Consider the following 14,295-nt stretch of genomic DNA (forward strand, 5'->3'; position numbering starts at 1 on the left):
TCAAAGGTCATCCAGCCTCATGTTTAAAAAACTCCGTGGTATTTTTTCAAACGATCTATCGATCGACTTGGGTACAGCCAATACCCTAATTTACGTAAAAGAAGAAGGTATTGTATTAAACGAGCCTTCAGTTGTTGCTATTCGTCAAGAGCGTGCTGGTGGCCCTAAGAGCGTAGCATCTGTCGGTACCGAAGCTAAGCAAATGTTAGGTCGTACACCGGGTAACATTAAAGCAATTCGTCCAATGAAAGACGGTGTCATTGCTGACTTCTACGTGACTGAAAAAATGCTACAACACTTTATCAAGCAAGTGCATAACAACAACTTTATGCGCCCAAGCCCGCGTGTTCTTATCTGTGTGCCTTGTGGTGCAACACAAGTAGAAAAACGTGCGATTCGTGAGTCGGCTATGGGTGCCGGTGCTCGTGAAGTTTATCTAATCGAAGAGCCAATGGCTGCGGCTATCGGTGCTGGCCTACCAGTGTCTGAAGCAACCGGTTCAATGGTTGTTGATATCGGTGGTGGTACAACTGAAGTTGCCATTATTTCTTTAAATGGTGTGGTTTACTCTTCATCTGTACGCATCGGTGGTGACAAGTTTGATGAAGCTATCATTAACTATGTACGTCGTAACTTTGGTAGCTTAATTGGTGAAGCAACTGCCGAAAACATCAAACACCAAATCGGTTCGGCTTTCAAAACAGATGAGCCAATTGAAATTGAAGTACGTGGTCGCAACCTAGCGGAAGGTGTGCCGCGTTCATTCACCCTTAACTCGCACGAAATTTTAGAAGCACTGCAAGAGCCATTAATGGGTATTGTAAGCGCGGTAATGGTTGCTCTTGAGCAATCTCCACCAGAGCTTGCATCTGATATCTCTGCTCACGGTATGGTATTAACCGGTGGTGGTGCATTATTAAAGGATCTAGACCGTTTATTAATGGAAGAAACTGGTATCCCAGTTGTGGTTGCTGATGATCCATTAACCTGTGTTGCACGTGGCGGCGGTAAGGCACTAGAAATGATTGATATGCACGGTGGTGACGTATTTAGCTACGACTAATGAAGTTACTTTTTGGTCGTACCATCTCTTTGCAACTGCGGCTTTTTGTCGCAGTGCTTTTGAGTGTCGTGCTGATCGTGGGCGATCGCTACACGCAAGGTGGTACAACAATCCGCACCAGCCTAAACACTCTCGTTAGCCCACTTATTTACCTTGCCAACTTGCCCTATGAGCTATTTAGTATTGGCGCGAAGAATCTGCATACCCGCGAACAGCTTTTAACCGAAAACGAAGCATTAAAAAAGAAGCAGTTACTACAAAGCGAACAACTACAACAACTGTCATTTCTATCTCGTGAAAACGATAAATTACGTGCTTTACTCGGTTCATCGGCTAAACAATCAAATCGTAAAATTATTGCACAAGTCCTCTCTGTTCACTCAAACCCGTATAGCCACCAAGTTGTTATTAACCGAGGTACAACCGATGGCCTAAGCGAAGGCCAAGCTGTGATTGACGAAATGGGGGTAGTGGGGCAAATCACTCAAGTGGGGTCAACTACCTCGCGCGTACTACTGATGACAGATACAACTCATGCCACACCTGTGCGTATTTTACGTAACGATGTGCGTACCGTGGTTGAGGGCATTGGTAAAATTAACGTGGTAAAGCTTTCGCATGTACCGCATAGCCTTGATGTTCGCATTGGCGATATTTTGGTTACGTCTGGTCTTGGTGGTACTTTCCCTGAGGGTTATCCGGTTGCCGTGGTGACCGAAATTAACCGCGATGAAGGGCGTCCTTTTGCGCAAGTTTATGCTGAGCCAATTGCGCAACTTGACCGTATTCGCTTATTGGTTGTGCTGTGGCGTAATCAGCAGGAGAGCATCAGCAATGAATAGTCGTCACTCTTTGCTGATTGCTATCAGTATCTTTTTTGCATTGGTAATGGCACTAATGCCGTTACCAATTTCGTTTGAGCCATACCGCCCAGACTGGGTGTTAATGGTATTAATGTATTGGTCGTTAGCGGTGCCGCACCGTCTAAATATTGGCACAGCCTGGGTCGTTGGTTTATTAATGGACCTTGCATCAGGTTCGCCACTCGGTGTGAACTCACTGACTTATTCGGTGTGTATATTTATCACTGCGAGTAACTTCCAAAAAATTAGAAACTTTTCTTTATGGCAGCAAAGCATTTTAATTGCTTTGTTTTTAACGCTTTACCACCTCATGCAATTTTGGCTTAACCACTTTTTAATGGGCGTTTATTTTAGCCCGCATTATATGTGGCCAGTGCTAACCGGCATGCTTTGTTGGTGGTGGATATTCTTAATTTTGCGTAAATATCGCCGTCATTTCAGGATTAGATAATGCAAACCGCAATTTATTTGGCGTCTGCATCACCGCGCCGAAAAGAGTTGCTCAGCCAACTTGGCGTTGAGTTTTCTCAATTTAGCGTTGATGCTGATGAAAGCCAATTCCCAAACGAAGCCCCGCGTGACTATGTAGAGCGCCTAGCCAAACTCAAAGCACAATCGGGCGTTGCTATGGGTTACACCGACCGCCCAGTACTTGGCAGCGATACCGTGGTTGTCATTGATGATACCGCACTTGGTAAGCCGCTAGACCAAGCTGATTTTACCGCCACCATGAAGCGCTTATCTGGCCGTACTCATCAAGTGATGACGGCTGTGGCAATTGCTGATAGTGAGCAAGTAAAAAGCTGCCTTGTTGTCACCGATGTTACATTTAAACCACTAAGCGATGCGGAAATTGATGCCTACTGGCATAGTGGTGAGCCGCAAGATAAAGCCGGTGGTTATGGCATTCAAGGCTTAGGAGGCCGCTTTGTGAGTCATCTTTCGGGTAGCTATTTTGCGGTTGTCGGCTTACCTTTATATGAGACAGAGCAGTTATTAAACGAATTTTTAAGAGGGTAACATGAGCACCGAATTACTGATCAACGTTACACCGAGCGAAAGTCGCGTTGCGCTTATCGAAAATGGCGTACTGCAAGAAATCCAACTAGAGCGAATTGGCAACCTTGGCATAGTGGGCAATATTTACCTAGGTAAAATCAGCCGCGTACTACCGGGTATGCAGGCTGCGTTTGTCGATATTGGCTTAGAGAAAGCCGCCTTTTTACATGCATCAGACATTGTAAACAGTGCCTCAATTGTAGAAGGCGTTGACGAACAGCCAATCAAAAAAGTACAAGATATTCGAGAGCTTGTGCGCCAAGGTCAACATATCATGGTGCAAGTGGTTAAAGACCCGCTAGGTACCAAGGGCGCGCGCTTAACTACCGATATCACGATTCCTTCTCGTTATTTAGTGTTTATGCCAGATGCAACACATGTAGGTGTAAGCCAGCGTATTGAAACCGAAGAAGAACGTTCGCGTTTAAAGAAAATTGTTGCTGAATATGGTGATGATGACGGCAGCTTTATTGTTCGTACCGCAGCAGAAGGTGCATCTGAAGCAGAGCTGCGTCACGATGCGGAATTTTTAAAAAAGCTGTGGCAAAAAATCGTCACAAAACGCAAAAAAACCAGTAAAGAAAGTATCTTGCATGAAGACTTAACACTGGCGTTTCGTACTCTACGTGACTACGTAGGTGAAGACATGGAGCGTATTCGTGTTGACTCAAAACTAACCTATCAAGAGCTTAAAGAATTTACTGAAGAATTTGTGCCGCTGTTATCGGGAGCATTAGAATACTACCCGGGTGAGCGACCTATTTTCGATTTATTCGATGTTGAAACCGAGATCCAAAAAGCACTACATCGTAAAGTTGAGCTTAAATCGGGAGGTTATTTAATTATCGACCAAACCGAAGCGATGACAACCGTTGATGTAAATACCGGTGCGTTTGTTGGCCATCGTAACCTCGAAGAGACCATTTTTAATACTAATATCGAAGCAACCTCAGCGATTGCTCGTCAGCTACGTTTACGTAATTTAGGCGGCATCATTATCATCGACTTTATCGATATGATCAGTGATGAGCACAAACGCCGAGTATTGCATTCACTTGAATCTGCGCTTGCAAAAGATCGTGCAAAAGCCAACATAAATGGCTTATCTGCACTAGGCTTAGTAGAGATGACCCGAAAACGCACCCGCGAAAGCTTGGAGCACATTCTTTGTGATGTGTGTCCAGCGTGTTCAGGGCGCGGCTCGCAAAAAACGGTCGAAACGGTTTGCTACGAAATCTTGCGTGAAATCGTGAGGGTAAACCGTGCTTATGCAGCTGATAAGTTCATGGTTTACGCATCGCCTTCGGTAAGTGAAGCATTGATCAATGATGAGTATCACAACCTTGCTGAGCTGGAACTATTTATTGGTAAGCAAGTCAGTATTCAAACAGAAAGTTTATACAACCAAGAACAGTTTGATGTGGTAATGATGTAATGAAGGCAAAAACGGTCTGCTTTTATTGTTTACGTAAGTTATGGCAAGTATTTGCTATTACTCTCGTACTGCTGGCCGTAATTGTCTCTGTGGTAAAGTATTCACTGCCATACGCGAATGACTATAAAGATAACATTGAAGCGTTTTTGTATGAACGTTTTGATGTAAATTTAGCGATTGGCTCAATCTCAGCCAGTTGGCAGGGGAAAGGGCCCGCCTTAGTCATCGAAGATATTTCCTTTGAAGATAACCAAACCTCACCCATTGCACTCACCATTGATAAAGCGAGCCTTGAAGTTAACTTATGGGAATCGGTAAAAACCCGTCAGCTTAAATCGAGCTACTTTGTGATCAATGGTTTTCATGCTGATGTCGATTTACCAACGATGCTTGATTTAGGCAATAATCAACAATCAGGTAACTTTGAGCAAAAAGAACTTATTGAAGGTTTGTTTCTTGGTGAAACAGGGCACTTTGCAGTGCAAGATAGTAGCCTTAACTTTATCCTCAATGATGGTAAAGAGCGTAAGCTCATTCTTGAAAACATTGTCTGGCAAAATACCCCTGAGCAACATCAAGGCTCAGGTACATTAGCGTTACCAGGAATTTCTGTTGGTAGCTTTGACGCCCGTATGGCGCTGAATGGTTCGACCCTCGAAACCATGGCTGGTGATATCTATGTGCAAGCGGCGAACGTTGATGTATCTAAATGGCTGGCACAATATATTAATACCGACAAGCAGCAGCTTAATTCCGACATCAACTTACAAACTTGGTTTAGCCTTGATAAAGGCCTGATCAGCGATGTAAAAGTGCAGTGGCTACCGAGTTTTATCAACTGGCAACAAAACCAAGAAGCGCATCAAATCAGTTTAAGCGAAGGTGGTTTTCATTTATTTCCAAAGCAAGGTGGCTGGCGCTTAAAAAGCACCGGACTTACCTTTGAAAGCGATTTAAAACTATGGCCAACCTTACAATTTGAAGCTCAGCTTGGCGATAAAAATCAAATTTGGTTAAAGCAATTTGATTTTGCATTACTGGCCAAGTTATCGCAGTTAAGTAACTTTGAAGTACTTGCCCCGTTTTTAGCTCGTCAACCCAATGGTCAGTTAAGTGATGCCTACCTTGAGTTAGGTCAGCAGGATAACTGGCAACTTTGGTTTCAGGGCGAACAAATTAATTGGCTGTCGCTGCAAGGTGTTCCGGGTGGGCAAGCTATCCGCGTTAATGGCTTAATTAATCAATCAGCTGGGCGAATTCAGCTTTATGGCGAGAATAATCAACTATTAACAAACGGCAGCTTTAGCCAAGATATTGCCTATAACCAATTAAATGTAGAACTAGACCTTCATCATTACGATGATGGCTGGCGCATTAGTAGCGATAATATTTGGCTTGATAACGACGAAGTAACTGTGGCTGCTGAGATGATGCTCAGCCTGACTGATGAACCGCGGTTAGATTTATATGCTGAAGCCTATGCCCCTGATGCCAAAGTCGCTGGGCATTATTTTCCGTTACCTGTCATGAGCAAAAGCCTTGTTAGCTACCTCAATGGAGCCATTAAAGGTGGCGAAGTAAATAAAGCGCAAGTGTTGTTCTCAGGGCCATTTAAAGGGTTTCCGTTCAAAGAGCAGCAAGGTCAATTTGAAGTGTTAGCGAATGTTGAAAACGCGAACTATAAGTTTTCACCAAGCTGGCCAGAAGTTGAAGATGCCAACGTCATTTTACATTTCGAAAATGAGCGCATGGATATCTATAGCAAGTCGGGCAAGTTGGTTAATCTAGTCCTTGGCGATAGCGTGCATGTCAGTATTGCCGATTTAATGAATGCAGATGTCTTAAAAGTTGCTATTAATAAACGCGCCCATGGCGATAAGCTTAATCCCTTCTTTTCTGCGACTCCGTTAGCAAAACCGTTAGCTGATGTATTTGAGGTAGTTCAAGCGAAAGGGGAAGCGCAGGCTGAAATTGAATTATTAGTAGATCTAGAATCTGGTCATGTTGATGCAATTGGTGAAGTTGAGTTAGCTAATATTCCGATTTACCTTGCACAGCCTGGGATCACACTTAATCACATGACCGGTATTGTTAAGTTTAACAACGATAAAATCGACTTAAAAAATGCCAAAGCAGATTGGATGGGTATGCCGCTCACTGCAAGTTATAACAGTGAAAGTGTGGCTGATAACTATCGCGCTGAAATTGCTATAAAGTTAGCGCTTGAAGCTGAGCCTTTAATTGAACAGGCGCATGGTTTACTGGCCGGTTACTTAAGCGGCCAAAGTGATGTAGATATTAATGTGTCGCTTAACTTTTTACCGAATGACTTTAATTACCGCGCCGATGTGAGTGGTAATTTAATCGGTGTGACTAGCCAACTACCTGCACCTTATAACAAAGGCGCAGAGCAGAAATGGCCATTAACTGCAGTGGTACAGGGCGACCGTATTTCTAATTTGATCACCGCAAATGTTGATGAGCAGTTATTTTTTAATGCGATTTTAGATAATGGCGAAAAGAAATTTAGTAATGCCCATTTAATTTTAGGTGCACAAGATTTAGGTTTGAACCGTGAAGGTTTTGCGGTATCTATTGATTTACCAGAAACCGAAATAGTGCCTTGGTTTGGCTTAATTGATCAAATTATTGCGCTTACCAAAGTTAAGTCAGATGCGCCAAGTGTGATGCCTGCATTCAACAACGTAACGGGCAAATTTAATAAACTGGCACTACACAATATCGACTTTAACGATTTTGAATTTCGCTTAGCGCCAAAACAATCAGATTTAGAGTTAAAGCTAAATGCTAAAGAATTACGTGCCGATGCACTGATCCCAACCGGTGAAACACGCAGACCAATTCAAATTTTTACTGACTACCTGCGTATTAATTTTAACGAAGTTGCAGAGCAAACAGAGCAAAGCACTGAACCTGAAGATTTAAGCTGGTTAACCCGAGTCCCGGCCATCGAGTTTAACTGTGAAGATTGTAAAGTCGCTGACTATCAGCTCGATAAAATTAAAAGTAGCTTAGTTGGGGAGAACGATAAACTTTTGTTTACTGAGCTGGTCATCGACAAAGGCGATCACGTATTGCGCGGTAAAGGGCAATTTGCCGATGGGCAAACACGCTTTAGTGGTAACTTACAAAGTGACGATATTGGTGCGCTATTTGATGAGTTTGATATCACTACTACAGTAAAAGACTCTGACGCCAATATTAAGTTTGATCTTGCTTGGCAAGGCGCACCTTATAGCTTTGATGTACCAAGTTTAGCCGGTGAGTTAGATTGGCGTTTAGGTGAAGGACACCTTGCTGAGATCAGTGATGGTGGTGCGCGAGTATTCTCATTACTGAGTTTAGACTCGTTAGTGCGTAAGCTGAAACTGGACTTTAGAGATGTATTCTCCAAAGGCTTTTTCTATAACAGCATGCAAGGCACGATGCAGCTAGAAAAGGGCATTGCTTACACTCAAGATACCAAACTTGATGGTGTGCCTGCTGATTTAACGATTAAAGGCCATACAAACTTAAATACCTTTGAAATTGATTACGATCTAGCGGTTGCGCCGCAGGTAACGTCGAGTATTCCAGTGATTGTGGCATGGATGGTTAATCCGGTAAGTGGTCTTGCTGCGTTGGCAATCGACAAAGTGATTCACTCAGCGCGGGTGATCTCAGAGATCAACTTTAAAGTAACAGGCAGTATGAACGATCCTGTTGTCGAAGAAGTTGATCGTAAGAGCCGTGAAGTGACGTTACCGCAAGCCGCGCAAAGCCAGCCGCAGTCGTCGACGCAACTAAAATTAAAAGATGCCGCATCTTCAGCGAGTTTAGATAATAATGAAGGCTAATCCTCACCCACAGGTTGTTGCAGTACAAATGTGCTCAAGTATGAATGCTGAGCAAAATCTCGCTTTTTTAGCAGAGACATTGAATCAGTTACCTGCAACTCGGCCATTGCTAGTGTGTTTACCCGAAAGTTTTTTGATCTTTAGTAAGCAAAGCCAAGCAAGCTATCAATTAGGTCACCAAAGTGAGGCATATAAAGCGAAACTTGCCGATTTATGCAAGCAACATGATATTTGGTTAGCCGCTGGCACCCTGCCTGTTTCGCAGCAAAATGGTAAGTATTTAGCCGCCTCGTTTTTATTTAACAACCAAGGCGATCTGGTTGCGCAGTACAATAAAATTCATTTATTTGATGTAGATGTAGCCGACACTACCCGCAGTTACCGAGAGTCTGATGCGACGCAAGCAGGCAATGATATTGTGGTGGTCGACTCGCCATTTGGTAAAATTGGCTTAGCAGTATGTTATGATCTACGTTTCAGTGGCTTATTCACCGCCATGCAGCGCCAAGGGGCTGAGCTTATTTTAGTGCCTAGTGCCTTTACCACAGTCACCGGCGCTGCTCATTGGCATATTTTATTAGCTGCGCGGGCAATCGAAACACAATGCTATGTGGTTGCCGCAGCGCAGTGGGGCGAGCATGAAAATGGCCGCCACACATATGGCCACAGCATTATTATTTCACCATGGGGAGAAACGCTCAGTGAGCTTGCCTCTGGTACCGGGTTTATCAGCCATGAGCTTGATTTAAACCGCTTGAATACAATTCGCCAAGACATGCCTGTGCAGTCTCAGCAACGATTTAGAGAGCATTTATTATGAACACGGTTGAACAGCATTTATTACATGACAGCCAATTAACAAGAGAAGAATTAGAAAAAACGCTCGCTTTTATTCATCAGCACCAAGTTGACTATGCCGACCTGTATTTTCAATCGAGCCATCACGAATCTTGGGTGCTTGAAGACGGTTTAGTAAAAGAAGGCTCATACAACGTTGAGCGTGGTGTGGGTGTGCGTGCTGTTAGCGGTGAAAAAACCGGTTTTTCATACTCAGATGCGATTAACCTTGAAGCGTTAAACAAAGCAGCAACGGCTGCGCGTAGCATTGCCAATGCTGGCGAAAACAAAACAATTCAGGTGTTCAGTGATGTAGCTGCTAAAGAGCAGTATGCGCCGCATCAACCAATTCAAAGCATGAGCAACGATGACAAAGTAAGCCTGCTACGCGAACTTGAAAACTATATTCGTCAATTAGCGCCGGATGCTGAGCAAGTGATCAGCTCAATGTCGGCGGTTTATGAAGAAGTGTTAATTGCTGCAAGTGATGGCACCTTTGCCACCGATATTCGTCCGCTTATTCGCTTAAACTGCTCAGTGTTACTGGAGAAGAACGGCCGCCGTGAGCGCGGTGGTGCAGGGGGCGGTGCGCGTTTAGATTATGGCTATTTTAAAGAATTAGTCGATGGCAAACCGCGTTGGATGGAATACGCCGAAGAAGCTGTTCGCCAAGCAAAAGTAAACCTTGAAGCAATCGATGCACCTGCCGGTAGCATGGAAGTTGTGCTAGGCGCAGGTTGGCCGGGTGTGTTACTACACGAAGCGGTAGGCCATGGCCTAGAAGGTGACTTTAACCGTAAAGGCGCATCGGCGTTTAGCGGTAAAGTAGGTCAAAAGGTGGCATCTGAGCTGTGTACAGTCGTGGATGACGGCACTATTGCTGATCGCCGTGGTTCATTGAACGTGGATGACGAAGGGACACCAGCTGCGTATAACGTGCTTATTGAAAACGGTATTCTAAAAGGCTACATGCAAGATAAGCTAAATGCCCGTTTGATGGGAGTTAACCCTACTGGTAACGCACGCCGTGAATCGTATGCTCATTTACCTATGCCGCGTATGACCAACACCTATATGTTAGGTGGCGAGCACAGCCAAGCTGATATCATCAGCTCGGTAAAAAAAGGTATCTTCGCGCCTAATTTTGGTGGCGGTCAAGTGGATATTACGTCAGGTAAGTTTGTATTTAGTGCCTCTGAAGCCTACTTAATTGAAAACGGTAAAATCACGCAACCTATCAAAGGCGCAACACTGATTGGCAATGGCCCAGAAGTGATGCAGCAAATTTCGATGGTAGGTAACGACTTAGCGCTTGATAAAGGCGTTGGCGTATGTGGCAAAGATGGCCAAAGCGTACCTGTTGGTGTGGGTCAACCAAGCCTTAAAATTGACAACCTGACCGTGGGTGGCACGGCTTAAAAATCATTTATTATATGGCAGGTTAAATTCTTGGCCTGCCTCACTTATCCTCGCTTTCTGTTTACACAAAAACTTACATAAATTTTGTATCAATAAAGGTACTTTGCCGTTAACTTAAGTGTGTGAGCTAACCTATTGCTTACAGCAAAAATAAAAATAGCATTTTAGGATCAAGATATGAAAGCAATTCCAATTGTACTCGCACTTGCTATGCTTGCAGGCTGCGCATCACAGGCCGTGTTTGATGGGACTGAAAATGAAATCTACGCTGAGCATGAATGTTTAGGTGGTGAACTCGAAACTGATTACACCTATACCATTTATAGCACCGAAGATAACGACAGCAAAAAAGGCGCGGTCAAATCGACTTGTCATCCAGTAAAAACCGAAAGTGAATTCGAGCGCGATTTACGTAACGGTGGCTAAAATCACGCTTTAAAGTGGCTTAACCGCAGATTTAAGCCACTGTTATACATGTTGCTAAATGCTAATAAGCATCCATATACCTGCAGCAATCATAAATAGGTTCTCACTCAGTGAGATAAAGCCGAGCGGCACATTACTGTCGCCACCAACACAGGCGCATTTCAGCTCTCGCTTATCGATATACACAGCCTTAATAACCGATATCGCACCTATACCACCAATAAATAATGAAAATGGTGCAACAGCTAAGGCTGGTAGTTTAGCCACCATACCTAACGCTACATACGCCTCGATAAATGGATAAACATAAGCATAGGGCACGATACGCATCGCCAGTAAGTCGTAGGTAATAAATGAGTTAGAAAAGCTGAATAAGTCTTGCAGCTTTTGTATGGCTAATACCGCCATGGATAATGCAACGAACAGCATCAGATTTTGTATAGAAAATAAAGCTTCACCGCTGGCATAAGTAAAACTGCAGCTTAGTAGCATGGTCACTGCAAAAATCGCTAAAACGGGCGTATAACAGGTACCTTGCTGACCTGCCTCAGGTAGATTAAAAAAGTCGCGCAAATCATCGTAACCGCCAATACGTTTATCATTGATAAAGGTTTGTGGTGTGGTTTTTACATCATGCTGCTGTTTGAATTCGTCAGTTTGCTCACGGCTGGTTAAATGACGATCATCAACATCGTAACCATGACGCTCTAATAAATCTTTTGATTTTAAACCGAATGGGCAAATATGCTCATCGGTCACCATGCGATATAAAATTGCAGACTTAGACACAGTGCCTCCTTGTAAAAATGCCTTTGTTTACTGCGTAATAATTACTTAATTACACAGTAAATAAGGGTGATTTATTGCTATAACTGGTTACTTTATTAACAGTTACAAGGTTTGTGCCAGCACTGTTTATTGCTTCTAATAGCCTATACTCTCCCTTATAGCTGTACTTTCAAGTAAGTTAGTTAATGGCAATTTTTACCTGAATAAGTTAGAATTATTAGTATCACAGGAGGGGTTATGGCTACCAAAACAGCTAAGACAAGCAATCAGCAAAAGACTAAGTTTACGCCAGATATGGATAACTTTAAGGTCAGTTTAAGCTATGAAGGTCTAACGCTGAAAACTAATAGTGAAGGCAAAAGTATTGCTGAATTGAAGCGTAAATATGCGCGATAAATACGGGGTAGCTCAAGATAAATATTGCTACCCTGCCTCTGATGTATTAATTAATCTATTAGATATTCGAGAATCGGATATATTAGATCAAGCCGAAGCTGAGTTTACCGCTGAACGCTATAGAACCTATGACTCCCCCCAACAACCTCTCTCTAAGTTCTCACTTGAGCATTTAAAACACCTTCATTATCATTTATTCCAAGATTTATATGTGTGGGCAGGTCAAATTAGGGATGTTGATATCTCAAAGGGTAATACCCGCTTTTGTACTTGGACGCGTATTGAGCCTGAAGCTAACAAATTATTTCGAACCCTTCCGGCAATATCGAATTGTCAGAATAATGATGAACTAATTGAAAAAGTGGCAGATCTGTTTTGTGAGCTTAATTTACTTCATCCATTCCGTGAAGGTAACGGCAGAGTGCTACGTTTCTTTTTTGAAGAAATGTTATTTAGCATCGGCTATAAGATTTCGTGGCCTCCAATCTCTCAGCAAGAGTGGATTGATGCGAATATTGCAGGTGTTAATTTAAACCTAGATTTGCTTAAACATATTTTTAGTCAAGCTATTTCTGAGCTTTGATAGTGTACTGAAATCACTGCCAAATTTACCCAATAAAAAAACCTTGTGGCAGCACCACAAGGTTTTAAAATTGACTCGCAACTCGCAACTCGCAACTCGCAACTCGCAACTCGCAACTCGCAACTCGCAACTCGCAACTCGCAACGCGAGTTTATCGCATCGTTACAAACTCTTCTGAGCCAGTTGGGTGAATAGCCACAACAGCATCAAAGTCTGCTTTGGTTGCGCCCATCTTCATTGCAACGGCAAAGCCTTGGATCATTTCGTCAACGGTAAAGCCAATGCCGTGTAAGCCAACAACTTTTTCGTCTTCGCCTGCACACACTAGCATCATGTTACATGCTTGACGGTGCTGAGTAACCGCTGTGTACATTGCTGCAAAGCTTGATTTATATACTTTAACGTTATCGCTGCCGTATTGATCAATCGCTTGCTGCTCTGTTAAACCAATTGTGCCGATTGGTGGATGGCTGAATACCACAGTAGGTACTAGCTCGTAATCCATTTTTAAATCATCAGGTAATTCTTTATTGAATAAACGCTCTGATAAAATACGACCCGCTTTAACGGCTACTGGCGTAAGTTCGATACCGTTTTCGATGATATCGCCAACTGCGTACACGTTTTCAGCTGTGGTGTTTTGGAATTCGTCTACTTTAACGTAGCCGCCTTCAGTTACTTCAACACCTGCCGCAGCAAGATTGATCTTGTCAGTTGTTGGTGTACGGCCAATTGCCCAAATAACTTCATCAACGTTTTGGCTGTGACCATTTTCAAAGTGAATGGTTAAGCTGCCATCGCTTTCTTTAACTACTTCTTTAGGTGTGCACTCAGTGTGAAGAGTTGGGCCTTCTTTTGCCATAATATCGACAAGCGTATCAACAATGTATGGGTCAAAAGTACGTAGTGGTTTGTTTTTACGAACAAACAGGTGTGTTTCTGTACCAAGGCTATGAAGTACGCCTGCGATTTCAACGGCAATGTAGCCTGCACCAACCACAGCAACACGCTTAGGCTGTGCGTCTAGCTCAAAGAAGCCATTTGAATCAATACCAAGCTCAGCGCCTGGGATATTAGGAATAGTAGGGCGGCCACCAACAGCGACAAGGATATGGTCTGCCGTGTATAGCTCACCATTTACTTCAACTGTTTTGTTATCAACAAACTTAGCAAAGCCATTGATTACAGTTACACCATTGCTAGATAAGTACTTGTTGTAACCTTGGTGAATACGACCAATGTAAGCTTCGCGGCTTTCAACTAATTTAGCCCAGCTAAAACCTTTTAATTCAACATCAAAGCCGTAGTCAGGTGCATATGCGTTAATTGCTTCAGCAATTTGTGCGCCGTGCCACATTACTTTCTTTGGAACACAACCCACGTTTACACAGGTGCCACCCATGTGTTTTGCTTCAATAAGAGCGACTTTTGCGCCACGCATTGCTGCACGGTTTGCAGAGGCAATACCGCCACTACCACCACCAATTGCAATGTAATCAAAATGCTGAGCCATAGTTTGTCCTCAAAAATAGATAACTTTTTATTAATTAATCGATTTAGTAATAAGT

Annotated in this window: 13 protein-coding genes; 11 read left to right on the top strand and 2 right to left on the bottom strand. The window is 43.2% G+C overall.

The window, feature by feature from the left end; all coding sequences use genetic code 11:
• Positions 1-19: 19 nt before the first annotated feature.
• The 9 genes from CWC02_RS01975 (at position 20) to CWC02_RS02015 (ending at position 10,959) form a co-directional block, all read left to right on the top strand.
• Entirely contained in the window at positions 20-1,063 is a 1,044-nt protein-coding gene (locus CWC02_RS01975; protein ID WP_054552787.1) for a rod shape-determining protein, read from the top strand.
• Positions 1,063-1,905, top strand: a complete 843-nt coding sequence (gene mreC, locus CWC02_RS01980) for a rod shape-determining protein MreC (protein ID WP_054563354.1) — start codon at positions 1,063-1,065, stop codon at positions 1,903-1,905. Before CWC02_RS01975 ends, mreC begins: the two co-directional genes overlap by 1 nt.
• Positions 1,898-2,377, top strand: coding sequence for a rod shape-determining protein MreD (mreD, locus tag CWC02_RS01985; RefSeq protein ID WP_054552785.1), 480 nt, complete (start codon positions 1,898-1,900; stop codon positions 2,375-2,377). Before mreC ends, mreD begins: the two co-directional genes overlap by 8 nt.
• Complete coding sequence (locus CWC02_RS01990; protein ID WP_138616160.1) at positions 2,377-2,946, top strand: Maf family protein; 570 nt, start codon at positions 2,377-2,379, stop codon at positions 2,944-2,946. Before mreD ends, CWC02_RS01990 begins: the two co-directional genes overlap by 1 nt.
• A gap of 1 nt (position 2,947) precedes the next feature.
• Complete coding sequence (gene rng / locus CWC02_RS01995) at positions 2,948-4,420, top strand: ribonuclease G (protein WP_138616162.1); 1,473 nt, start codon at positions 2,948-2,950, stop codon at positions 4,418-4,420.
• Positions 4,420-8,277 (top strand): YhdP family protein, encoded by a 3,858-nt coding sequence (locus CWC02_RS02000; RefSeq protein ID WP_138616164.1) that lies wholly within the window; start codon positions 4,420-4,422, stop codon positions 8,275-8,277. The genes rng and CWC02_RS02000 overlap by 1 nt, the downstream gene beginning before the upstream one ends.
• Positions 8,267-9,097, top strand: coding sequence for a carbon-nitrogen hydrolase family protein (locus CWC02_RS02005; protein ID WP_138616166.1), 831 nt, complete (start codon positions 8,267-8,269; stop codon positions 9,095-9,097). Before CWC02_RS02000 ends, CWC02_RS02005 begins: the two co-directional genes overlap by 11 nt.
• Positions 9,094-10,533, top strand: a complete 1,440-nt coding sequence (gene tldD, locus CWC02_RS02010) for a metalloprotease TldD (RefSeq protein ID WP_055021391.1) — start codon at positions 9,094-9,096, stop codon at positions 10,531-10,533. The genes CWC02_RS02005 and tldD overlap by 4 nt, the downstream gene beginning before the upstream one ends.
• Before the next feature lie 177 nt (positions 10,534-10,710).
• Positions 10,711-10,959, top strand: a complete 249-nt coding sequence (locus CWC02_RS02015; RefSeq protein WP_171043806.1) for a hypothetical protein — start codon at positions 10,711-10,713, stop codon at positions 10,957-10,959.
• A gap of 54 nt (positions 10,960-11,013) precedes the next feature.
• Here CWC02_RS02015 and CWC02_RS02020 read toward each other — a convergent pair whose 3' ends face one another.
• A complete protein-coding gene (locus tag CWC02_RS02020) occupies positions 11,014-11,748 on the bottom strand; it encodes a MauE/DoxX family redox-associated membrane protein (protein ID WP_138616168.1) in 735 nt (244 codons plus the stop codon).
• 237 nt (positions 11,749-11,985) lie between these two features.
• Here CWC02_RS02020 and CWC02_RS20715 point away from each other — a divergent pair, with 237 nt between their 5' ends.
• Both CWC02_RS20715 and CWC02_RS02025 read left to right on the top strand, forming a co-directional pair.
• Entirely contained in the window at positions 11,986-12,144 is a 159-nt protein-coding gene (locus tag CWC02_RS20715; RefSeq protein ID WP_168246699.1) for a hypothetical protein, read from the top strand.
• On the top strand, positions 12,134-12,727 hold the full coding sequence (locus tag CWC02_RS02025; RefSeq protein WP_138616169.1) for a Fic/DOC family protein: 594 nt from the start codon (positions 12,134-12,136) through the stop codon (positions 12,725-12,727). The genes CWC02_RS20715 and CWC02_RS02025 overlap by 11 nt, the downstream gene beginning before the upstream one ends.
• Before the next feature lie 151 nt (positions 12,728-12,878).
• On the opposite strand, the gene gorA is transcribed toward CWC02_RS02025, so the two are convergent.
• Entirely contained in the window at positions 12,879-14,240 is a 1,362-nt protein-coding gene (gene gorA / locus CWC02_RS02030) for a glutathione-disulfide reductase (protein ID WP_138616171.1), read from the bottom strand.
• Between the last annotated feature and the right edge of the window lie 55 nt (positions 14,241-14,295).

The sequence above is a fragment of the Pseudoalteromonas sp. S2721 genome (assembly GCF_005887425.1).
Classification (GTDB): Bacteria; Pseudomonadota; Gammaproteobacteria; order Enterobacterales; family Alteromonadaceae; genus Pseudoalteromonas; species Pseudoalteromonas simplex.